This window comes from Rugamonas rivuli (assembly GCF_009380165.1).
GTDB lineage: Bacteria > Pseudomonadota > Gammaproteobacteria > Burkholderiales > Burkholderiaceae_D > Rugamonas > Rugamonas rivuli.
Genome location: NZ_WHUF01000005.1, coordinates 102349 through 124044, shown reverse-complemented (window position 1 = coordinate 124044; position 21696 = coordinate 102349). Strand labels below are relative to the sequence as shown.

Annotated in this window: 18 protein-coding genes and 2 tRNA genes; 15 read left to right on the top strand and 5 right to left on the bottom strand. The window is 61.1% G+C overall.

What is annotated here, in order from left to right; translation table 11 throughout:
- Nucleotides 1–170: 170 nt before the first annotated feature.
- A complete protein-coding gene (locus GEV01_RS19205) occupies nucleotides 171–1202 on the bottom strand; it encodes a ComEC/Rec2 family competence protein (protein WP_152807191.1) in 1032 nt (343 codons plus the stop codon).
- Nucleotides 1199–3631: a hypothetical protein gene (locus GEV01_RS19200; RefSeq protein ID WP_152807190.1), complete on the bottom strand. Its 2433-nt coding sequence runs from the start codon at nucleotides 3629–3631 to the stop codon at nucleotides 1199–1201. The genes GEV01_RS19205 and GEV01_RS19200 overlap by 4 nt, the downstream gene beginning before the upstream one ends.
- Nucleotides 3632–4243: 612 nt before the next feature.
- On the opposite strand from GEV01_RS19200, the gene GEV01_RS19195 reads away from it, so the two are divergent.
- The gene (locus GEV01_RS19195) at nucleotides 4244–5071 is read left to right on the top strand and encodes a hypothetical protein (protein ID WP_152807189.1); all 828 of its coding nucleotides are present in this window, start codon (nucleotides 4244–4246) and stop codon (nucleotides 5069–5071) included.
- A gap of 56 nt (nucleotides 5072–5127) precedes the next feature.
- Here GEV01_RS19195 and GEV01_RS19190 read toward each other — a convergent pair whose 3' ends face one another.
- Nucleotides 5128–7824 (bottom strand): TonB-dependent receptor, encoded by a 2697-nt coding sequence (locus GEV01_RS19190; protein ID WP_152807188.1) that lies wholly within the window; start codon nucleotides 7822–7824, stop codon nucleotides 5128–5130.
- Between the two features lie 309 nt (nucleotides 7825–8133).
- Between GEV01_RS19190 and GEV01_RS19185 the strand changes: the two genes are divergently transcribed.
- Nucleotides 8134–8460 carry a FlxA-like family protein gene (locus GEV01_RS19185; RefSeq protein WP_175023141.1) on the top strand — a complete coding sequence of 109 codons (327 nt, stop codon included), beginning with the start codon at nucleotides 8134–8136 and terminating at the stop codon, nucleotides 8458–8460.
- A gap of 3 nt (nucleotides 8461–8463) precedes the next feature.
- Here GEV01_RS19185 and GEV01_RS19180 read toward each other — a convergent pair.
- Nucleotides 8464–8539: transfer RNA gene (locus GEV01_RS19180), tRNA-Glu, on the bottom strand.
- Nucleotides 8540–8564: 25 nt separating this feature from the next.
- Nucleotides 8565–8640: transfer RNA gene (locus GEV01_RS19175), tRNA-Ala, on the bottom strand.
- Between the two features lie 401 nt (nucleotides 8641–9041).
- Between GEV01_RS19175 and GEV01_RS19170 the strand changes: the two genes are divergently transcribed.
- The 13 genes from GEV01_RS19170 (at nucleotide 9042) to GEV01_RS19110 (ending at nucleotide 21681) form a co-directional block, all read left to right on the top strand.
- Entirely contained in the window at nucleotides 9042–9872 is an 831-nt protein-coding gene (locus tag GEV01_RS19170; RefSeq protein WP_152807186.1) for an alpha/beta hydrolase, read from the top strand.
- Between the two features lie 25 nt (nucleotides 9873–9897).
- Nucleotides 9898–10143, top strand: a complete 246-nt coding sequence (locus GEV01_RS19165) for a phosphopantetheine-binding protein (protein ID WP_070272855.1) — start codon at nucleotides 9898–9900, stop codon at nucleotides 10141–10143.
- Nucleotides 10140–11375, top strand: a complete 1236-nt coding sequence (locus tag GEV01_RS19160) for a beta-ketoacyl-[acyl-carrier-protein] synthase family protein (RefSeq protein ID WP_152807185.1) — start codon at nucleotides 10140–10142, stop codon at nucleotides 11373–11375. The genes GEV01_RS19165 and GEV01_RS19160 overlap by 4 nt, the downstream gene beginning before the upstream one ends.
- On the top strand, nucleotides 11372–12070 hold the full coding sequence (locus tag GEV01_RS19155) for a MipA/OmpV family protein (RefSeq protein ID WP_328595559.1): 699 nt from the start codon (nucleotides 11372–11374) through the stop codon (nucleotides 12068–12070). The genes GEV01_RS19160 and GEV01_RS19155 overlap by 4 nt, the downstream gene beginning before the upstream one ends.
- Before the next feature lie 28 nt (nucleotides 12071–12098).
- The gene (locus tag GEV01_RS19150; protein ID WP_217428444.1) at nucleotides 12099–12428 is read left to right on the top strand and encodes a hypothetical protein; all 330 of its coding nucleotides are present in this window, start codon (nucleotides 12099–12101) and stop codon (nucleotides 12426–12428) included.
- A gap of 21 nt (nucleotides 12429–12449) precedes the next feature.
- Nucleotides 12450–13364 (top strand): sulfurtransferase, encoded by a 915-nt coding sequence (locus tag GEV01_RS19145; protein ID WP_152807183.1) that lies wholly within the window; start codon nucleotides 12450–12452, stop codon nucleotides 13362–13364.
- 215 nt (nucleotides 13365–13579) lie between these two features.
- Nucleotides 13580–14851, top strand: a complete 1272-nt coding sequence (locus GEV01_RS19140) for a dicarboxylate/amino acid:cation symporter (RefSeq protein ID WP_328595558.1) — start codon at nucleotides 13580–13582, stop codon at nucleotides 14849–14851.
- A gap of 21 nt (nucleotides 14852–14872) precedes the next feature.
- A complete protein-coding gene (locus tag GEV01_RS19135; RefSeq protein ID WP_152807182.1) occupies nucleotides 14873–15874 on the top strand; it encodes a porin in 1002 nt (333 codons plus the stop codon).
- A 38-nt stretch (nucleotides 15875–15912) separates the two neighbouring features.
- Nucleotides 15913–17787 (top strand): sensor histidine kinase, encoded by a 1875-nt coding sequence (locus GEV01_RS19130; protein WP_152807181.1) that lies wholly within the window; start codon nucleotides 15913–15915, stop codon nucleotides 17785–17787.
- Nucleotides 17784–19115, top strand: a complete 1332-nt coding sequence (locus GEV01_RS19125) for a sigma-54-dependent transcriptional regulator (protein WP_070272863.1) — start codon at nucleotides 17784–17786, stop codon at nucleotides 19113–19115. The genes GEV01_RS19130 and GEV01_RS19125 overlap by 4 nt, the downstream gene beginning before the upstream one ends.
- 98 nt (nucleotides 19116–19213) lie before the next feature.
- Nucleotides 19214–19972, top strand: a complete 759-nt coding sequence (locus GEV01_RS19120) for an ABC transporter ATP-binding protein (protein WP_152807180.1) — start codon at nucleotides 19214–19216, stop codon at nucleotides 19970–19972.
- 12 nt (nucleotides 19973–19984) lie between these two features.
- Nucleotides 19985–21184 (top strand): ABC transporter permease, encoded by a 1200-nt coding sequence (locus tag GEV01_RS19115; RefSeq protein ID WP_152807179.1) that lies wholly within the window; start codon nucleotides 19985–19987, stop codon nucleotides 21182–21184.
- A 35-nt stretch (nucleotides 21185–21219) separates the two neighbouring features.
- Nucleotides 21220–21681 (top strand): hypothetical protein, encoded by a 462-nt coding sequence (locus tag GEV01_RS19110; RefSeq protein WP_152807178.1) that lies wholly within the window; start codon nucleotides 21220–21222, stop codon nucleotides 21679–21681.
- Nucleotides 21682–21696: the final 15 nt, after the last annotated feature.

The window sequence follows — 21696 nt, the reverse complement described above, 5'->3', positions numbered from 1 at the left end:
GGTGGTGCCCAGGCCGAAATCGAACCGGCACGCCTTGCGGCCGGGGGCGTACCTGCTACGGCTTTCGCCGCTTGCACAACGCAGTTTGGGGTCTGGAGCACGCCTTCACCATGCCTAGATGTTGTCTTGTCGATAGATGAAGCCGCTGATTTTGGCACGCGCCCGGCAATTCACACGGTCACGCGTACAAACGGGCCGATGCCGCACGGATACGAAGTGCGATACCTGGGCCAGGTTGGCGGTCGATTCTGCCATCTTGCCGTCAATGCTGTTTCGTAGTTAAAAATGAGCTCTGCATTGCTGTTCGATCCGATTACACGGGCGATCGCAGCCTGATCTGGATGTGCGTGTATTTTGCCATTTGTACTAATTGCAAAACGGCAGCACTCTATGAGGTTGAGGAGCGCTACTGAAGTATTCGACTGACTCCCATGGTGAGAGACCTTTAGTAAATCTATTTTCAGAACTTGATTGGGCCAATAGGTCGCCAGTGACTCGTAGATGACTTCTGCGTGGGCGTCACCGGATAGGAGGACCTGCTTGCGCGCGAACTTTAGCAGCAACGCGATGCTTGCCGCGTTCGATGCGGACTCGTCCGGCGGTGAGCGTGTTTCAACCAAGCTAAAGAATGACGACGGCGGCCAAGTGTCGTGGCGTCCAAGTCGATCTCTAGTCGTTGAATGATCGTTGTTCGGTGTGTCCGCTGGCCATTGTTTCGCCAGCGCGGACAATTCCTTTTCGGTTGGCGACAGAATCCAAATTGACATGCCACCAGGTAAGTCAACGCTCCTGCCGTCGTGGGTGGTGACTGCATTTTCCTGAAACGCTAAATTCCATGGAAGGTGAGTTTGGACAAGAATTTTGGCTAAGGCATCACTATGTCTTGGTCCAAGCAAATCACGGGGGAGCAGGTGTTTGTGCCCGTTGAACCAAATATCGTTGATCTTCAGCCAATCGGGTTTTTCTTCCAATAGGGCGATAATGCCGCCAATGTGGTCGAAGTCATAGTGGGTGACCACTATGACTTCGAGCGTCAGGCTACCAGCAACGCACGCCGCAGATAGTACTTCAAGCAAATAAGGTAATGTCTGCCTGGGCCCGCCATCGACGAGGATGTGACGTACTGGGGAGTGGCCGTAGCTTACGAGGATTGCATCGCCATGTTCGGCCTGGATCAGCTTCACTTCAAAGAAGTCGCTCATGGTTGCTGGCCTCCTCCCAAGCAGCAGTCCGCATCGCCGAAAGCAATTAGCGCCATGCCCAATGCGTTATTTTTTTCTAGGAACTCACGGCGCATGCTGGTGACTAACTCTCCGATTGTAACGGCCGCGCTTGCTGTCGATGCTGCCATCAATTTTGATGTCAGGTCGGCGGTAGCGATATTGGTAAAGCGGCCGAGCACGCTGGTGGTTGCGGCGATCACTACCTTCGCTCCTTCGCGCAGTAGTATTGCAGGTAAGCTGGCATTAGGTATGAGGCCGATGGCAGAATTACAGCCAATGGCGATCACGACCGGCTCGGAGTTGCCGATATGGGGGCGCCGCAGCGATCCCAGCGCGAGTTTTTCTTCGTTGCCAATATATAAATGGTTGTTTTCGATGTGCGGCACCAGGACTAGCAGTTTGGGGTGTATCGCAGCAATGGCTTGACTCCAGTCGTGCCAATTGTACTTGCGCTGCGCGTTGGCCAGTAATTCAATATCCTGTGTGCGTACCGTCGAAAATTGCGGGGGAACGTCGTAGTCATTGAATTCGTCGGCTCTGTTCGAAGCTGCAAACAGTACGCGTCGCAATTCGGCAATTCGATTACGACTGGAGAGGGCGGTGGCTTGCTTCAGCCATACTGTCTTGTCCATTGTTCTGTCCCAAGTCCGACGTTCAATTACCGAAGTTATGCCCAGGAATCCCATCGGACATAACTGATGCCGCGTAGCTCTAATTGAACAGTTTTCTCTCGCAATGCCTGATGTGAGACAGCCAGACCGGTCATCACACAGGGCGGCGTCTTCATTGTCGGGAATTTCACCATCGTAAAGACATTCAACAGGGAAATACCCGTTTGACGGTGTTGTCAGTTGCACTCTGTCCATGGTTGTAGGCCAACTAGGAGTTAGATCCTTCAGCGCATCCAACAAGAGTTTTCCGTTATTTGCTAGATTAAAGAGCGCAGAATTCAGAGCGGCTTTTGGCCTCAGACACTCTTCAAGTGCCAAACGCAACTGTTCGCGCGCCGATCCAATCTCGGTAACGTCCAGTTCCGTTAAGCGTATTCCTTCGCTGGTCAAGATGGTCGCGCTCGGCGTGTTCCCCAAGCTGTCGTTAACTAGCAAGGAAACATCAAAACGGGTTTTATGATGGTCAACTGGCGAGTTGAATACTTCAACAAAGAAAATGATGGCGTCACCGGCACGCCCTTGCAGCCTTGCTGTCTGGAGAATAGAGGCGCCGTCGCTGACTAGGAATCGAACATCGATCGCACGGTCTGCAGGTATCGCATAATCGAAAATGGCTGGCTCCGAGGCTCCGTTGCGAGGTAAGAACAAAGGAGCTGACCGTGGCTCAGAACCGACTTCAGTGAGGTGAACCTGTAACGGTTTCAGATCTTCATTCCAGTGGAGGTTTTGCTCCGGAAAAGCAGGGGGGGCGAATTTTAGTGGTGAGACGGGCTGGATGCTGATCTGCACATTAACGCTGCCATCTTGCGGGAATGCCATCACAGGCTGTCCATCGTGCTCGATCCGCGCATCCAATACGCGAATGGTGGGAGGTGGCGCCTCCATTCTTACCCCTTCAATTTCCAGATTCGGCGGCGGCAACTGTCTCCTCCGGGCAGGCGGTGCGAGTCTTGCTGAATCAACGGCTGCTGGGTTCTTCAGCGTTTCATTGCGTTCCCTCTTGCGTCTGGCCGACGGAAAGAAGGTGCGGTTAGACTGAACCATAAATGTTTGAGTTGACGCGAGGAAGACTCCACTCCGCTCGATTTCCCGGTTTGCTTGGCTCAAGGCCGAGTCAATGGGGGCCTGCGCCGCTATTTGTGCACCGAAAACCTGCAGCCAGAGATGAATGTTTGGCTGATCCGCAGGTAAAAAGATTGCACACTGGGCGCCAGTCCCCGCGCGTATTGTATCCACATGCGGGATTACCGCCTCCCGGTAGGTATCCAGGATAATCAGCAGTTCACTTGAGAATTGGTTCGTCAAGAGATCGTCTAGCGTGACAACTGCTATGGTCGCGGGTTGGTCCGATGGACCCCAGCTTGCGCTGGGGAGTGACTTGAGGAGTGGACTGGTGATCTCCGCCAGCCGCTCCGACGATGTGATACTCAAGCCTTGCTTGGTTGAGGCAGGTGGACGGCGGGAGCGGCGGTCTGTAGGCCATTCGACGAAGATGCGTTCGAGGTCGTAGGCGCGGGCGAGGTCGTCGCAAATTGCATGTATGGGCGGGACAGCGTCCCAGGAATATATAGCACGCTGGATCTTTAGACGCAGGTCGCCTTTACGTCTTGCGACCACCACCCGAAACGCTTGGGCTATTTCCAGTGCCGTGTTGAGATCAAGCCACTCGGACGCATTTAATACCGCCGGGTCTCCGCCCCATTCGGCAATTCCAGAGACGGCGACAGCGTCAAGCATAATTGTCGAAGCCGCGCCAGGGTGATGCCACCAAGTCCAGTCACCCCGCGCCAGTAATATGCCTAGTCCTGCACGGACTATAGGCCCAGCCAATGCTTGTTCGCCCAACCATGCGCTATCACTGGGTATCATTTTTATTCCACTTGTTAAACGTAGTTGCTATGTTAGCACTGCAACCAAAATTTACCTTGGGAAATTTACATTTGCTCTACGCACGATGGGCAGACGCTCAATGGCTGCGTCGCGGCCAAGTATAGCCATTCATGCGGTTGGCTGGATACCGTTGTCTATTAACGTAGACATTATGCTTGTTGATGCTAGTCAACATAGGTTGGAACGGTGCCCGTGGTTGAAAAGCGAGCGATAAGAGGGGGGTAAGCGAGGGGGGTAAGGCCATTTAGGCGGGTGTTTTCATAGGAGAGTTCGACGGACACCGTCTCCGCCAGTATTTTTAAAAACCCGCTTCAGCGGGTTTTTTCATTTCTGCCGATGCATATTGGAAACTATTTGGGCAAATGGAAATTGTCCGCTAGAGTGACTGTCAAGAGCTCTGATTTGAAAAAGAGTATAAACAGTTTGTAGGGAATTTGATTGAAGGGTAGGTATGCCACCATGGTGAAAACAAAAGAGGATATGCCGCATCCGATGTCTGCATTGCGGGAGCGCTATGCCTATCCGCCAGGTCGCCTGATGACTCAGCCCAAGGATGGCGGTGATGTGATTGAGATTGGCAACCGTCGCCTGCATGTGGCTGTGCCAAGCACCGCCGAATGGGCGCGCGTGGAAGTGCGTGCGCGTCACTCATCGGTGGCGCTGGACGAGTTTCACATGACCCTGCTGCGGTCCGGCGACGGCGAGGACAGGCTGCAAGGCCTGCTCTCCGCCGTCGTGTGGGGATATGTATCCGGTACTGACCTGGTCATTCGCCCCGAGCGGGCACTCGGCAAGGCGCGCATGCTGCTGCATGGTGCGGGCGCCAAGAAGGCGCAGTCGAGCGCTGAGGTATTGCGGCTGCTTGGCGTTGCCAAGATCGCTGCGGAGGCCGGCGACCTGGCAGCGGCGCTGCGTGCTTGCCTGGAAATCAAATTTCTCGGGCCTTCCTTTGCCAGCAAACTGGTGATGAAGCTGCGGCCGGATATTGCTGTCGTACTGGACGCGGTCATCAACGATCGCTTTCTCGGCCATCCTGATGCCGAGCTCGCAGCGCTGCATGGATCGATGGCGGCGAAACAGTCCATGGCGAGCCGGGAGCGGTTCGTGGCCCGCTATGTGATCTGGTGCGACTGGTGCACTCGCCAGGCGGCCTGGCTCAATGCGCGTAAAGTGACGTGGAAAGACTGGGATGGCAGCACCCACGCCTGGCGGGCGGTCGACATTGAGCGCGCTTTCTTTGCCATGGGGCGCGACGCCCGGCCGGAAGCCTGCGGCACGGCGACATAAAAAAGCCGCAGCGCTCTGGGTGAGCGCTGCGGCGGTTCAGTGTTACGGTGAGTGGATTAGAATGCGTAACGCGCGTTCACATACACATAACGTCCCACGACATCGTTCAAGCCTTGCACATAGGTGTTCACGTTAGCCGTGTTGGCATACACCATGGCCTTATCGAACGCATTGTTGATGCCTACGTTCACCGTCAGCTTAGGGTTGACTTTGGTGCTGTAGTTCAGATCCCAGACGGTGTACGAAGGAATGCGTGCGTTCGTCACGGCCGCATCCTGCGTGTGCGTAGGATCGTCGATGTTGAGCGTGCTGGCGGCGGTGCGTGCGGTCGCGGAGAACTGGCTCGTACCATACTCATACGCGGTGCTGAAGGAATTGCTCCAGCGCGGATGGTAGATGGAGTCCAGGCGGCTGACCGGCGCATCGTCAGGCGTGATGCTCTGATCGAACTTCAGCGTGCGGTTGATCACTTCGTTGAAGCGCAGCTTGCCGTACGCGCCCAGCGACAGATCATATTTCAGGTTCATATCGAAACCGGAAATCTTGGTCTTGCCGACATTGCTGTAAGGCGTGGTGATGTTGTTGATGCGACCCTTGTTCAGGCCCGGATGGGTGGCTTCCAGTGCCTTGTTGCGTGGATCGCGGCCGATCAGGGCGGCAAAGCCCGGGATGCTGTCTTCATGATCCAGCACGTATTGCGGGTCCAGCGCCTGGATGGTGTCGCGCTGGTCGATGCCATACCAGTCCAGCGACATGACCAGATCCTTCACCGGCTGCAGCACGATGCCAACCGAATAGTTCTTGGCCTTTTCCGGCTTCAGGTTCGGATTGCCCTTCAGGTATTGCTTGGGGCTGTAGGCGCACTGGGAGCCCACATAGCCCAGCGGACCGCAACGGGCCCAGTCGGCCACGCTGGCGTAGGCGGTGGTGGTGGCGCCGATCTCAGGCAGGGTAGGCGCCTTGAACGAGGTGGTGGCGGAGCCGCGCACCAGCACCGTTTCGGTCGGACGCCAGGCCAGTGCCAGCTTGGGGTTGTAGCTGTTGCCGAAGTCGCTGTAGTGGTCGGCGCGCGCGGCCACTTGCGCGTCCAGGTTGGCCAGCAGCGGTACCGCCAGCTCGCCGTACACCGAGTACAGAGTGCGCGACGCCACACTGCCGGTGGTGCCGTAGTCGACGATATTGCCCGCCAGCGTTTGGTCATCCGGCACGTCGTCGATCGATTCATGGCTCGCTTGCGCGCCCCAGGCGAAGCCTACCGAGCGGTCCTGCAGCTTGAACAATTCCGGCGTGCTCATCTTCCATTCAGCCGTGCCCAGTCGCGAGGTGGCGGCGTGGTGGATGGTGTGCATCATCGATTGCACCATGCTCAGCGAATTGGCCGGATTGAATGGATCGTAGCCGCCTTTGCCCAGCACGCCTTTGCCCAGCAGGTCGTTGGAGATATCCTTCAGCACGCCGTTGGTGGTGTCGTCGACCAGCTTGCTCTGGTTCAGGTTGACGGCAAACTCGCTGTCCCAGCCTTGTACCTTGCCGCGCCAGCCGCCGACCACGCGTGCGGTGGTGTTGGTGATGGTCTGGACGCTGCGGCCCGCTTCGGTGATGTCATGGAAGATCTGCAGGCGATCGCCGGGCGTGAAACCGTTGGTGGTGTCGGTCTCTCCAGGCAGGCCCAGCACGCCGGGATTGGTGGTGCCGGCGGTCGGCACCAGGAACTGGCTGCTGAAGCTAGGATAGCCTTGCTGGTAGCTCGACTTGTTGCGATTCAGGCCCAGCTCGGCGAACAACTCGTCGCCGCCGCCCAGGCGTTTGGTGACGATGGTCGAGACGCCGAAGCGCTGGATGGACGGCGTCAGGATGCGTTCCGGATTGGTGAAGCAAACCTGGTCGCCGGTGTCGGCCTTGCCGACCTGGCCTTTGCAGCCTGGAATGGCGTAGCCTGGCTCGCCATTGTCATAGTCGCGCACCCAGCCCTGGAACGAGGTGGTGGCGAGTTTGTTGGTGCCGCCGTATTTGCGGTAGTCGGGCAGGGCCAGCGCCGAGTGCTTGGAGCTGCGCAGCGAATTGCGTTTCAGCGCATCCACCGACAACAGCAGGTTGTAGCCGTCGGCGTCGATATCGCCCCAGCCCTTGGTGGCGCTGATGTTGCCGGTCGAGCCATCGCCCTTGATGTTTTCACCCAGGCGGCCGGCCACTTCCAGGCCCTGGTAGTTGGTGCGGGTGCGGAAGTTGATCACGCCGGCCACTGCGTCCGAGCCGTAGATGGCGGAGGCGCCGTCGCGCAGGATCTCGACCGATTCCAGCGCCGCCAGCGGCAGGGTGTTCAGGTCGACAAAGCTGTTTTCCGCGCCGTCGGCGAAGCCGTAGTTGGCCAGGCGGCGGCCGTTCAGCAGGATCAGCGTGTATTTCGGATCGAGGCCGCGCAGGCCGACGGAGGCGGCGCCGCCCGCGAAGGAGCTCTTGCTGTTGCCGTCAAGCTGGACGCCGATCGACGGCAGCTTGCTCAGCAGTTCGACGACGGTGGAGGCGCCGCTGCGGTCGATCTGGACGCGGGTGACGATTTCCACCGGGGTCGCGCCTTCGCCGGCGATGCGGGCGATGTTGGAGCCGGTGATGACGACCTTGGTCGGCTCGGAGGTTTTATCGCTGCTGGTCGCGGTCTGCGCTTGCACAGCGCCGGACAGCAGTGTGAAACCGGCCAGCACGCTCAGCGCCAGGCGGACGGAAAGGACTCCCTGTTTCTCTTTCAACTTCATTCATGCTCCCGAGTTTATATGTGTATGCGGTCGTGATTGACTGCGGACACCCGGCGGCTGTGTTGCAGCGCAAGGTGGGTGTTTAGTCTCACATAAGAAAGGGGCGTTTGCCAAAAGGAAAACAGTGTTATTTGTATAAACCATTTACAAAAGCTGTTTTTTTGCCACAGAAACGAAAGTTGGCCGGCTTGCCGCTTTCGAATCGGCGCTATGGTTTCTTTGATTTATACCGTTTACACCATCAAGAACATGATCGGATGAATTTATTGTTAAAATAATACATTTGAAAATATGGCATGGGAGGCGGATATGGTCACAGCAGTGGGAGCGGTCGGCGCCGGCGGCGCTTCGGGCGGCAACAGCGCCATTGAAGTGCTGCAAAGGAGAATGGGCGATTTGATGAAGAAGCTGCGGGAGGCGACCCAGGATAGGAGCCCGGGCGCGAAAGAGCGCCTGAAGCTGCTGCAGATCCAGATCCAGGCGCTGCAGACGCAGATCGAGCAACTGCAATCGGCCGCCGCGCAGAAAGCCGCGCTGGAACAGTTGAAGCATCAGCAGGAGTTGTCGGCCGCCGCCGCCCGCAAAGCGAAATCCAGCGATGCCACGGTAGGAAGCGTGGTCGATACGACCGCGTGATGATGGCGTCCCCAGGGGGATTCGAACCCCCGTACTCACCGTGAAAGGGTGATGTCCTAGGCCTCTAGACGATGGGGACTGTGAACTGCCAAATTGAAACACATTGGTGGAGGTAAGCGGGATCGAACCGCTGACCTCTTGCATGCCATGCAAGCGCTCTCCCAGCTGAGCTATACCCCCCTGTGTGCGGGCGAGATTATAGCCAAACGGTCTGCGCAAAGCAAAGGAATTTATCGCGTCGCCGGGCAGGGCGCTTTGCCTTTCCAATCTGTAATAAAGTGGTCATCCTGCCGATAGCCTGGAACGGCTAAAATTCGCCGACCCTACGGGCTGGATGATTTTATCCTTGAACTATTCCACTGCATCAATGTCAACGCATCGATGATCACAGCGAGCTGATCGGGCAAGCGTTGCACACCCTCGGCAAAAAAACTGCATGTCGACGGCATTCCGGCGCGGCGGTAACTGGAATTTCTGCGCAAAACGAGGGTATTATGACTCCATATATTGACGATCACGGCGACAGCGTCTAGCGGCCGTTCCTCGGTCAATAATAATAAGATTTTCTTGAACAGGGTAGTATGAAGACTATTGAATTGGCAGGCGGCCCACATGCCGTGCTGGCGCTGCACGGCCTGCTGGGCAACCCGCTGGAAATGCAGTATGTGGGCAAGCGCTTGCAACGTGCAGGATATACGGTGGTCATCCCGCTGATACCGGGTTATGGCTATTCGTCCGGCCAGGCCGACTCTTATCGGACCACGCGCAGCGAGCGCTGGTTCGAGGAAGTGTCGCGCCTGTTCGACCAGCTCAAGCAAACCCACGAGAGCGTGTCGGTGGTCGGTCTGTGTATCGGCGCGGTGCTGGCCTTGCGTCTTGCTATCGAGCGCGGCGACGAAGTGGCCGCCCTCGGCCTGCTGGCCACCACCTTGTCGTACGACGGCTGGAGCATTCCCAAGTATCGCTTCCTGCTGCCGCTGGCGTACTACACGCCGGCCCGCCACTGGTACTCCTACCAGGAGCGCTACCCTTACGGCCTGAAAAACGAAAACCTGCGGCGCTGGATCGCGCGCGAAATGAAGGTCAGCGATTCGTCGGCGGCCGGCGCCTCGCGCCTGTCGGCCGAGGGCATCTTCCAGGCCCACCGCCTGATCAAGCAGGTGCGCAGCCAGTTATCCAAGGTGGTCGCGCCGGCGCTGATCATCCATGCCGAAGAAGACGACGTCGCCAGCACCAAGAGTGCCGACCTGGTCGAACGCAGCATCAGCTCGCCGAGCCGCCGCAAGATCATCCTGCACGACAGCTACCACATCATCACCCTCGACAATGAGAAGGAACTCGTTGCCGACGAGACGATCGCGTTCTTCAACCAGCACCTGCCTGTCGAAGACGCACTGCTGAACCGCGCTTAACACATTCCATACTGAGACTATTTTTATGAATTCCTTTCCCACCGTAGCCAAACTGCTCGCCAAAAGCCTCGACCTGCCTGAAGACAAGATCCAGCCGCAAACCGAACTCGAAGCGCTGGGCGCCGATTCGCTGACCGTGATCGAACTGATCTTCGACCTGGAGGAAGAGTTCGGCATCGAAGTCGGCGACGAGCGTCCCAAACTGGTCGTGGTGCAGGACATCGCCGACCAGATCGATACCTACCTGGCCGGCAAGGCTGCCCAGGCATGACCGCGCAGCGCGTGGTGATCACCGGCCTGGGAGCGATTTCGTCCCTGGGCGTTGGCGCCGACCATAATTTCGAGCAGGCGCTGGCCGGCCGCAGCGGCATCGGCCTGTTGCAGCTGGGCGGCGACCGCCAGCGTCCGGGTACGCCGGCCGCGCAGATCCGCATTCCGTTGCCGGAGCTGGTCAAAACTTCCGAGCTGCCGGTGTTCGACCGCTTCGCGCTGCTGGGCTGGGCTGCCGCCAGCGAGGCGCTGGCCCAGTCGGGCCTGGACGCCACCGTCGCGCCCGAACGCAGCGGCGTGTTCTGGGGCAGCGGCATGGGCGGTGCGCTCACCGTCGAATCCGGCTATGTCGATTTGTTCGTCGAAGGTAAAACCCGCGTGCGGCCGATGTCGGTCGTGGCCGGCATGAACAATGCGGCTGCGGCGCAGATCGCGTTGCGCTGCGGCTTCAAGGGCAGCGTCAACAACTACAGCAGCGCTTGCGTATCGTCGGCGCAGGCCATCGGCGAGGCCTATCGCCACATCCGCCACGGCTACGCCGACCGCGTGCTGGCCGGCGGTTCGGAAGCCTTGCTGAGCTACGGCGTGGTCAGCGCCTGGGACGCCTTGCGCGTGCTGGCGCCTGTCGATGCCGAGCATCCCGAGCGTTCGTGCCGGCCGTTCTCGGCCGGGCGCGGCGGCCTGGTGCTGGGTGAAGCGGGCGCGGCGGTCATGCTGGAATCGCTGGAATCGGCGCAGGCGCGCGGCGCCACCATCCTGGGCGAACTGGTCGCCTACGGCACCAGCAACGACGCCACCCACATCACCAAGCCCGACGCCGGCGGCCAGGAGCGGGCGATGCGCCAGGCGCTGGAGCAGTCCGGCCTGCCGCTGTCGGCGATCGGCTACATCAACGCCCATGGCGCCGGCACCGCCGCCGGCGACGTCGCCGAGACCACGTCGATCAAGCAAGCCTTTGGCGAGCTGGCGCGCAAGCTGCTGGTCAGCTCCACCAAGTCCATGCACGGCCACACGCTGGGCGCGGCAGGGGCATTGGAATTCGTGCTGACCACGCAGGCCGTGCGCCACGGCGCCGTGCCGCCGACGGCTTTCCTCGACAAGTCCGATCCCGAGTGCGATCTCGACTACGTGCCGCGCGAATGCCGGCGCGGACTGGACTTGCAGGCCGCGATGTCGAACTCTTTCGCTTTCGGCGGCAGCAATGTGGCGCTGATCGTCAGCGCCTTCCGGTGAGCGCTCCGCATCGGCGCTGGGCCGCGCTGTCCCTGCTGTGCGCGGGCTGCGCGCAGGCGCAAGAGGCTGGCTACCATCTGGTCGGCGATGTCGGCCTGGGCGTCAGCGCCGCGCCGGTCGCGGTGGCGGCGCAGTCGCGCAGCACCGGCGTCGTCCCGTACCTCAACTTCGACTACGGCCCCGCGTTTGCGCGCATCGACACCTTCGGCGTCAAGCTGGCGCCGGCGGGCTACGGCAGCGTCGAGCTGGTGACGCGCGCGATGGAGGACGGCTACCGCGCCAGCGCGCCGCCGCAAGCACGCCAGAGTTCGTCGCTGCCGCTGGGACTGGGCACCTTGCAGGTGACGCCGGTCGGCGCCTTCATGGCCAATCTGTACCGCGACCTGGGCAAATCGCACGGCGCCATGCTGGACCTGATGTATGCGGCGGAAATCGAGCAGGGGCGTTACGCCTTCTACCCGCAGGCCGGCCTCGAATACCGTTCGTCCAGCTACGTGCGCTATTACGACGGCGTGGCCCGCCATGCCAGCAATCCGTTCGTCGGCCTGCTGGTGGAGGCGCACCTGGGCGGACACTGGTACCTGGTCGCCAACCTGCGCCGCAGCTGGCTGGACGACTCCATCCGCAGCAATCCCGCCGTGCGCCGGCGTTCGCTCGATTCCGGGCTGGCCGCGCTCAGCTACCGCTTCGATTGAAAATCTTCAACTTCACGCATAAACGATGATGAAACCAATTTCCTATCTTATCGCGCTGTTTGCTGTCGTATTCTCGATATCCGCCTACGCGGGCAACGCCGCCAAAGCGCCTCGCCAGGATGGCGGCAGCAGTAGCAGTATCGAGGTAACCGATGACGGGGGCGTGGCGACCATCCGGGGCAGTGAGGGTATCGCCCTCATGAAGGAAGACAAGTTGCAACTGACGAAGCGCACCGTTTATTTGAACGGCCGTTCCTACGGCACGGTGCCCGAGGTATGCGAAATCAAATACGTCGTAACGAAGACCGCGCGCACGCTGTATGTCGATGGCAAGCCGCGCAGCCCCGCTGCAAAATAAGGCAAGCCGCTCAGGCGCGCTATGAATACCGCCAGCAGCATTCCTCAAATAGCTGCCGCAGGCTTCCGCGCGGACCTGGTCCGTTGGCGCCAGCTCGTCACGCCGGGCTGGCTGGCTGCACTGACTGCGGGCGCGGCGGTCGAGGCTGCACCGGCGGCCGGCTGGCGCTTGTTCGAGGCCGGCTGTGACAGCGCGGCGCTATTTGAACAGTCCCACATTCCCGGCGCCGCGTATTTCGATACCGGCTGCATCGAGCAGGAACCCTTGTGGAATAAGGTCTCCGATCAGGCCATGCAGGCGCTGCTGCTGGCGCGCGGCGTGCGCCACGATACCACCGTCATCGTCTATGGCCGCAACAACCTGGCCGCCGCACGGCTGGCGCACCTGCTGCTGTACGCGGGCGTGGCCGATGTGCGCCTGCTCGATGGCGGCTACGCCCGCTGGCTGGCCTGCGGCCATCCTTGCGCCGCCGGCCCGGCAGCGTCCCCCGTTGCGGCAGCCGACTTCGGCATCGCCTTTCCCGCACATCCCGAATACCTGATCGGCACCGCCGAGGCGCGCGCGCTGCTGGCGCGTGGCGACGCGGTACTGGCCAGCATCCGCACCGAGGCCGAATTCACCGGCCGGGTTTCCGGCTACAGCTACATCGCCGCCGGCGACATCCCCGGCGCGCGCTGGGGCAGGGCCGGCGAGGACGGCGACGTCAACAGCATGAGCGCCTACCACCTGGCCGACGGCAGCATGAAGCCGGCCGCCGACATCGTCGCGCAATGGGCCGAGTACGGCATCGTCCGGGGCACGCCGACGGCGTTCTATTGCGGCACCGGCTGGCGCGCTTCCATGGCCTTTTTCTACGCCTGGCTGATGGGCTGGCCCGACATCAGCGTCTACGACGGCGGCTGGTTCGAGTGGAGCCAGACGGCGCCCGCCGTCTGAGCACTGTCCAACTTTCCATACAGGGCCACCGTGCGGCGTATGGATTTCGGGACGCCACACCCGCCCCGTCAAATGTTTCCATAATGAATTATATTTAGAATCAAGGACTTGCTTCCGAATTTAAGCTTGTTTCATGCTGGCACAACCATTGCTAACTAGCCCAGACCCACGGCGCATGCCGAGGGACTACGACAACAAGAATTTGGAGAAGCCAAGTGAAAAAGAAACGTCCATTAACCCTCTACATCCTGATCGCCATGGTGCTCGGCGTGCTGGTGGGGTATGCCTGCCACGACACGTTCCCGGACAAGAAGATCGCCGCCGACATCGCCGGCAACATCTCGATCGTCACCGATGTCTTCCTGCGCCTGATCAAGATGATCATCTCGCTGCTGGTGTTCTCCACGCTGGCGGTCGGCATTGCCCACATGGGCGACGGCAAGGCTGCCGGACGCGTCGGCATCAAGGCCATGGGCTGGTTCGTGATCGCCTCGCTGGTATCGCTGACGCTGGGCATGGTGCTGTCGAACTTCATGCAGCTGGGCACCCACCTGGGCCTGCCGCTGCCGCCGGTTGACGCCGCCACCGGCCTGAAAACCTCGGCCTTCACGCTGAAGGACTTCGTCAGCCACATGGTGCCGAAGTCGCCGATCGAGGCCATGGCCAACAACGAAATCCTGCAAGTGCTGGTGTTCGCCATCTTCTTCGGCAGCGCGCTGAGCGCCCTGGGCGAAGCCGGCGCCAAGCTGACCGCCGTGATCGACCAGCTGGCGCAAGTCATGCTGCGCATCACCGGCGCCATCATGAACCTGGCCCCGCTGGCCGTGTTCGCTGCCATGGCTTCGGTCATCACCACCAACGGCCTGGGCATCCTGGCCACCTTCGCCAAGTTCATGGGCGGCTTCTACCTGGGCCTGGTGTGCCTGTGGGCGCTGCTGATCCTGGGCGGCTTCGCCTTCATCGGCAAGCGCGTGTTCCGCCTGATGGCGCTGATCCGCGAACCGTTCCTGCTGGCGTTCTCGACCGCGAGCTCGGAAGCGGCCTACCCGAAACTGCTGGTGGCGCTGGACCAGTTCGGCGTGCAACGCAAGATCTCCAGCTTCGTGCTGCCGATGGGGTACTCCTTCAACCTGGACGGCTCGATGATGTACTGCACCTTCGCCGTGCTGTTCATCACCCAGGCCTATGGCATCGACCTGTCGCTGGGCACCCAGATCACCATGCTGCTGTTGTTGATGGTGACGTCCAAAGGCATCGCCGGCGTGCCGCGCGCCTCGCTGGTGGTGATTGCCGCCACGCTGAACCAGTTCCACATTCCGGAAGCGGGCCTGCTGCTGTTGATGGGCATCGACCAGTTCCTGGACATGGGCCGTTCCGCCACCAACGCGGTCGGCAACGCCGTCGCCACGGCCGTTGTCGCCAAGTGGGAAGGCGCGCTGGAAGAAGAAGTGCAGCAACCTGCCGTCGCCACGATGCGTGCGGCTTGAAAAAATAGAGGGGACTGAAAGATGCAAAAGTATGTGATCAGCGCACTGGCGCTGGGCCTGGTATCGGCCGCGGCGCAAGTACAAGCGCAATCGAGTGTGACCGTCTACGGCGTGGTCGACGCCGGCCTGGTGCTGGAGCGCGGCGGCGCCGCCGGCAACACGCAGAACATCAGCAGCGGCGTGGCCTCCGGCTCGCGCATCGGCTTCAAGGGCAAGGAAGACCTGGGCGGTGGCATGACCGCAGGCTTCGTGCTGGAGAACGGCTTCACCGTCGATACCGGCGCCGCCGGGCAGGGCGGCCTGCTGTTCGGCCGTCAGGCCTATGTGTGCCTGTCCAGCAAGGAGGCCGGCGCCATCAGCATCGGCCGCCAGTACTCGCCGTACTACAAGGCCACGCGCGACGTGGCCGATCCTTTCGTGATCGGCCTGGCGGGCAGTGCGCAGAATATCTTCTCGCCCAATTCGCGGGTCGACAATTCGGTCGAGTACACCACGCCGCGCTACAATGGCTTCTCGGCCGACGTGCTGTACGGCTTCGGTGAAGTGGCCGGCGACAGCGCCAAAAACCGCGCCATCGGCGCCGCCGCCAGCTACGACAACGGCCCGCTGAGTCTGGTGCTGGTCCATCACCAGCGCGACAACGCCACCGCCACCGCGCACAGCCGCAACACCATGCTGGCCGGACGCTACCGCATCGGCGGCGTCACCACCCACGCCGCCTACTCGCGCAACCAGGACTTGCTGGGCAACACCAGCAAGGACGGCCTGCTCGGCGTCAGCGTGGCGCTCGGTGCGGGCAAGCTGCTGGCCTCGTACGTCGACCATCGCGACGACTCGGCCGCGCAGCAGCGCGCGCGCCAGATGGCGGTCGGCTATGTGCATCCGCTGTCGGTGCGCACCGACCTGTACACCGCGTACGGCCACATCATCAACCGCAACGGCGCCAATTTCCACGTCGGCAATGCGACCGACAGTGGCGCCGGTACAACCGGACTGAACCTCGGCGTGCGCCATGTGTTTTAATGTGAGCGGATGAAACTACAATAACAACAGGGGAGCTTATGGCAGCAGCAGCGCAGACCGTCTTGCCGTCCGTGTCGGGAAGCCGGCTGCTGCGCCGGTTCGTGCTGTGGCTGCTGGTGCTGGTGTGCTGCCTCGGGCTGGCGCTGCTGGTCTGGCGCTGGACCGAGAACGCCGCCATCGACAAGCTGCGCCTAGCCGGCGCGCAACGGCTCGACAGCTACGCCGTCAGCCTGGAAAACCTGTTGTCCAAGTACGATTTCCTGCCCGGCACGCTGGAGCTCAACAAGGACGTGATCGCCTTGCTGCAGCAGCCCGACGACGAGCTGCTGCGGGCCGAGGTCAATGCCCATCTGGAGCAGTTGAACAAACTCTCCAAGTCCACCACCATCTACATCGTCAACCTGCAAGGCTTGACGCAAGCCTCCAGCAACTGGCGCGAGCCGGACAGCTTCGTCGGCGACAACGTCGCCTTCCGTCCGTATGTGCGCGATGCGCTGCGGCGCACGCCGGGCGGCTTCTACGGCGTCGGCACCACGCGCGGCGAGCCGGGCTACTTCTTCGCGCACGGCATTTATCACAACGGCCGCATGCTGGGCGTGGCCACCGTCAAGGTCAATATCGAGAAGCTGGAGAAGGGCTGGGTGCAGGGCACGGACAAGGTGATGTTGACCGATGCCCACGGCGTCGTCTTCCTGAGCTCGGTACCCGACTGGAAATACCACGCGCTGGCGCCGCTGGAGCCGGCCGTGCTGCAGGAGCTGGAAGTGTCGCGGCAGTATTTCTCGCACGCCTTGCTGCCGCTGGGCTTGCGTGAATTGCGCCAGCTCGACAACGGCGCCAGCATCGTCGCCACGCCGGCCCCGGCCGAACGCACACGCATGCTGAGCCAGACGCGTTCGCTGTCGCCGCGCAAGTGGCAGTTCGTCTACCTGTCGGACCTGGCGCCGGCCGAGGCCAGTGCGCGCAACGCCTTCCTGTTCACCTGGCTGTCCGAAGCCTTGCTGGTGATGCTGGTGCTGTACGCACGCCAGCGCCGCCGGCTGGGACGGCAGCGGCAGCGTGCCCGTCTGGACCTGCAGCGCGCCTACGACCATCTGGAAACCATGGTGGCCGAACGGACCGCCAGCCTGCAGCAGATGACGCACAATTTGAGCGAGGAAAACGTCGTGCGCCGGCATGCCGAACAAAAGCTGCGGCAGGCGCAGAGCGACCTGGTCCAGGCCGGCAAGATGGCGGTGCTGGGGCAGATGTCGGCCGGTATCACGCATGAACTGAACCAGCCGCTGACGGCGCTGCGCACCATGTCCGACAACGCCCGCGTGCTGATCGAGCGCGGCCGTCTCGATGAAGCCAAGGGCAACCTGGCGACCATTTCGCAGCTGATCGCCCGCATGGGCGCGCTGACCGGGCAGCTGCGCCAGTTCGCCCGCAAGGCCGACGCCAGCCTCAAGCCGGTGCCGGTGGCGGCCGCGATCACCGCCGCGCTGTTCCTGGTCGAGCGGCGGGTGGAGCAGGAGCGGGTCAATTTCCGCATGTCGATGCAGAGCCAGGACGTGCACGCGCTGTGCGACAGCAACCGGCTGGAGCAGGTGCTGGTCAACCTGTTCACCAACGCGCTCGACGCCATGGACGGCTGCGAAACGCGGCAGCTGACGGTGAGCGTGACGCGCAGTTTTCAGAAAGCGATGATCGCCGTCTCCGATACGGGGCCGGGCATACCGGAGGCGATCCGCAACCATTTATTCGAACCATTTTTTACAACAAAACCGCAAGGGCAGGGGCTGGGCCTGGGGTTGGCGATTTCCGAGCAGATCATCCGCGAATTTGGCGGCATGCTGCTGGTTGAATCGACCACCGCAGGCGGGGCCCGGTTTATCATCGAACTGCCGATTGCGGAGCCGGAGACAACATGAAAGTATTATTGATTGAGGACGACGCCACCGTGCGCGCAGGCAGCGCGCAGGCGCTGGACCTGGCGGGCATCGACGTGCAGGCCTTCCATACCGCCGAACAGGCACTGCCATTGATTACGCCGGGCTTTGACGGCGTGGTGGTCAGCGACGTGCGCCTGCCCGGCATGAGCGGGCTGGACCTCATGGCGGCCGTCAAGGCCATCGACGCGCAACTGCCGGTGGTGCTGGTGACGGGCCATGGCGACATCACGATGGCGGTGGGCGCGATGCGCGACGGCGCCTACGACTTCATCGCCAAGCCGTATTCGTCGGAGCAGTTGACCGAGGTGGTTCAGCGCGCGATGGAAACCCGGCGGCTGGTGCTGGAAGTGGCCGCACTGCGCCACCGCATCGAGCACGGCGAGGGTATCGAAGCCACGCTGCTGGGCGATTCGGCCGCGATCCGCGATCTGCGCCGCCTGATCCTGGACCTGGCCGACGAGCCGGCCGATGTGCTGATCTACGGCGAGACCGGCACCGGCAAGGAAATGGTGGCGCGCTGCCTGCACCAGTTCAGCCGGCGGCATCAACGCAACTTCGTCGCCCTGAACTGCGGCGCGATACCGGAGACCATCTTCGAGAGCGAAGTGTTCGGCCACGAATCGGGCGCCTTCACCGGCGCGGCCAAACGGCAGGTGGGCAAGATCGAACACGCGGACGGCGGCTCGCTGTTCCTCGACGAGATCGAGAGCCTGCCGATGGCGTTGCAGGTGAAGATGCTGCGCGTGTTGCAGGAGCGCTACGTCGAACGCCTGGGCTCCAACAGCCCGGTGCCGGTGGATGTGCGGGTGATCGCGGCGGCCAAGGTCGATCTGAAGGAATGGTCGGACCAGCAGAAATTCCGCAGCGATCTGTACTACCGCCTGAACCTGATCGTATTGAACCTGCCGCCGCTGCGCGAGCGGCGCGAAGATATCCCGCTGCTGTTCGAACACTTCCTGCTGGGGGCGGCGGCGCGCTACAAGCGCACGCCGCCGCCGGTGCCGGGGCCGTTGATGCAGTCGCTGATGGCGCACGACTGGCCGGGCAATGTGCGCGAACTGCGCAACATCGCCGAGCGCTTCGTGCTGGGATTATCAAGCGGCGCCGACGGCCTGCTGTCGGCCCGCAGCATGGCGCCGCTGCCGTTGGCGGATCAGGTAGGCTGCTTCGAACGCGCCGTCATCGAGCAGGAGCTGCGCCGGGCCAGCGGCAGCGTCACCGAAGTGAGCAACGCGCTGGGCGTGCCGAAACAAACGCTGTACTACAAGATGCAAAAGTACGCGCTGACGCCGGACGACTACAAGTAAGTCAATAATTTCCACAATGCAGTATTGCCATATCAAGTATATAATTTGTCCACGCAGCAACAGCGAAGGCGCTGGTCTGTTTAGTCAAAAGGGCAAACATGATAGAGGCAGTGGGGCTTAAGAAAGACTTCAAATCGACCGCCAAAGGCGCCAAGGGCCAGACGGTACAAGCGGTTAAATCGGTGTCGTTCACCTGCCGTCCTGGCCAGGTGCTCGGCCTGATCGGTCCCAACGGCGCCGGCAAGACCACCACGCTGCGCATGCTGTCCAGCGCGATTGCGCCGACCGCAGGCGAAGTGCGGGTGCAGGGCTTGCGCCTGACTCAGGAACAGATGGATGCGCGGCGCCAGATCGGATTCCTGTCCGGCCATACGGGTTTGTACCAGCGCCTGTCGGTGCGTGAAAATATCGAATATTTCGGCCGCGCCTATGGCCTGCGCGGCGCCGCACTTAGCGGCAGGACCGATCAGCTGATCGACCAGTTCGGCCTGCGGCAATATGCCGATCAGCAGGTCGACAAACTCTCCTTTGGCAACAAGCAGCGCGCGGCGATCGCCCGCACGGTGGTGCACACGCCGGCCATCCTGATCCTCGACGAGCCGACCACGGGGCTCGATATCCTCGGCGCCAAGCTGGTCAACGATTTCGTGCTCGACTACAAGCGCAGCGGCGCGGCGGTGATCTTTTCCACGCACCATATGCACGAGGTCGAAGACCTGTGTGACGAAGTCTGCATCATCAACAGCGGCGTCAGCGTGTACGAAGGTCAGGTGGCGGCCTTGCTCAACGAGACCGGCACCACCTCGCTGCACGGCGCTTATCTGCACAAGATCACCACTCCCCAAGTTTCAGCGTAAAGGCCTATCCCCATGTGGAATGTGTTTTATAAAGAATTGCTAGAGGTGCTGCGCGACAAACGCACGCTGATGTTCATGCTGCTGATGCCGGCCGTGATTTTCCCGGCCTTGACCTTCGGCTATATCAAGCTGGCTTCAGACAAAGCACAGCAGGAAGGCACGCGCGAGCTGCGCTATGCATTGGTCGCATCCGATGGCGCGCCGTTGCTGCGCGCGGTACTGGAAGCGTCGCCCTTGCTCAAGCCGGTGCCGGCCGCAACGGAGGAGGCCGCTGTTGCCGGCATCCGGGCCAAGCAGATCGATTTCGCCTTGATCTACGGCGCCGGCGGCGAGCGGGCGATCCTGGCGGGACAGCAACCGCAATTGTCGCTGCGCTATGACACCGCCATCGTGTTCGACAGTGTCGGCAAGCGCATCAAGCCGCTGTTGTCGGCTACCTATACGGACAAGCTGCGCAGCGAGCGCCTGGCCGTGCTGGGCGTGGCGCAGGGCGCGTCCGCCTCGCTGAGCGAGCCGTTCACGCTGCAAGTGAGCAGCACCGCCAGCGACCGCCAGGAGCAGGGCGAAAAGATAGGCGCGATGATCCCTTATCTGCTGTTCACGATGGGATTGTTCGCGTCCATCGCGGTGGCCATCGATATGGGCGCTGGCGAAAAAGAGCGCGGGACGATGGAATCATTGCTGCTGTTGCCTTTATCGCGTGCCAGCCTGGTCGTGCCCAAATTCCTGGTGATACTCTGCGCCGCGGCGATTTCCGGTGGCATCGGCATCACGTCGATGGGCATCTGCGCAAGCTACGTGCTGGGCAATGCGGGTGGTGAGTTGAATGCCATCACCCGATATATCCAGCTGCCCGAGCTGTTGATGCTGGGCTTGCTGATACTGCCGGCGTATGCGATGGTCTCCGCGCTGCTGCTCTCGATTTCCTTCTATGCGCGCAGCCACAAGGAAGCGGCCAGTTATTCGCAGCAGACCATGATCATGGTATTTTTGCCGATCATGGCATCGATGCTGCCGGGGATGAAGCTGGGCGACGGCTGGTCGCTGGTGCCGATCATCAATACCTCGCTGGCGATCAAGGAAGTAGTCAAGGGGACCATCACGGTAGCGGACTACGCCAGCGTCTTCGCATCGACGCTCGCCGTCGCGGGCTTGCTGCTGGCGCTGAGTGTGTATTGGTGCAAGCGGGAAGAGGTGCTTTTCCGTTCGTAAGGCAATTTCGAATCAGAGAGAATTCAGGAGCGTAGATGGCATTTTCACTAGAGGTTCAGAGCGATGTGCGTCCAGCCAACTTACCTTCGATATGGGTACAGGCCTTGGCTCAACATGGCATAGCAATCGAGTTTCCACCAAATTTTTTATCTGAGTGTGAAACAGGCGTGCTCATTATGAAGGTATTGGCCGCGCCGGCCGCTCTCACGAGAGAAGACGTGAATGAACCAGCGTCGGCGTATTTCGAATTTTGGACGGATGAAGATGGCTTTGGATTTAGTACGGCTAGCGGCCGTAGCACCTTAGACTTCGCGGTTCAATGTCTCTGCGCTGCTACATTGGCTGATCACCTTGATGCAGTATACGTCGATCCACAGATGGGGAAATCAGCCAGGGGAGCAGACGCACTATCCTTGGCAATGGAAGAGATTAAGTACTTTATCAGTACGCCAGATGAAGAGGTTTACCGGAAGTTCGTCGGCTGGAATACTCTCTAGCTGGCTTTTGTCGGC

Coding starts and splice junctions, on each gene's coding strand:
- GEV01_RS19205 (WP_152807191.1), bottom strand. CDS start 1,202: ATGAGCGACTTCTTTGAAGTGAAGCTGATCCAGGCCGAACATGGCGAT.
- GEV01_RS19120 (WP_152807180.1), top strand. CDS start 19,214: ATGATAGAGGCAGTGGGGCTTAAGAAAGACTTCAAATCGACCGCCAAA.
- GEV01_RS19110 (WP_152807178.1), top strand. CDS start 21,220: ATGGCATTTTCACTAGAGGTTCAGAGCGATGTGCGTCCAGCCAACTTA.
- GEV01_RS19195 (WP_152807189.1), top strand. CDS start 4,244: ATGGTGAAAACAAAAGAGGATATGCCGCATCCGATGTCTGCATTGCGG.
- GEV01_RS19165 (WP_070272855.1), top strand. CDS start 9,898: ATGAATTCCTTTCCCACCGTAGCCAAACTGCTCGCCAAAAGCCTCGAC.
- GEV01_RS19135 (WP_152807182.1), top strand. CDS start 14,873: ATGCAAAAGTATGTGATCAGCGCACTGGCGCTGGGCCTGGTATCGGCC.
- GEV01_RS19150 (WP_217428444.1), top strand. CDS start 12,099: ATGAAACCAATTTCCTATCTTATCGCGCTGTTTGCTGTCGTATTCTCG.
- GEV01_RS19160 (WP_152807185.1), top strand. CDS start 10,140: ATGACCGCGCAGCGCGTGGTGATCACCGGCCTGGGAGCGATTTCGTCC.
- GEV01_RS19185 (WP_175023141.1), top strand. CDS start 8,134: ATGGTCACAGCAGTGGGAGCGGTCGGCGCCGGCGGCGCTTCGGGCGGC.
- GEV01_RS19130 (WP_152807181.1), top strand. CDS start 15,913: ATGGCAGCAGCAGCGCAGACCGTCTTGCCGTCCGTGTCGGGAAGCCGG.
- GEV01_RS19145 (WP_152807183.1), top strand. CDS start 12,450: ATGAATACCGCCAGCAGCATTCCTCAAATAGCTGCCGCAGGCTTCCGC.
- GEV01_RS19190 (WP_152807188.1), bottom strand. CDS start 7,824: ATGAAGTTGAAAGAGAAACAGGGAGTCCTTTCCGTCCGCCTGGCGCTG.
- GEV01_RS19115 (WP_152807179.1), top strand. CDS start 19,985: ATGTGGAATGTGTTTTATAAAGAATTGCTAGAGGTGCTGCGCGACAAA.
- GEV01_RS19200 (WP_152807190.1), bottom strand. CDS start 3,631: ATGCTTGACGCTGTCGCCGTCTCTGGAATTGCCGAATGGGGCGGAGAC.
- GEV01_RS19125 (WP_070272863.1), top strand. CDS start 17,784: ATGAAAGTATTATTGATTGAGGACGACGCCACCGTGCGCGCAGGCAGC.
- GEV01_RS19170 (WP_152807186.1), top strand. CDS start 9,042: ATGAAGACTATTGAATTGGCAGGCGGCCCACATGCCGTGCTGGCGCTG.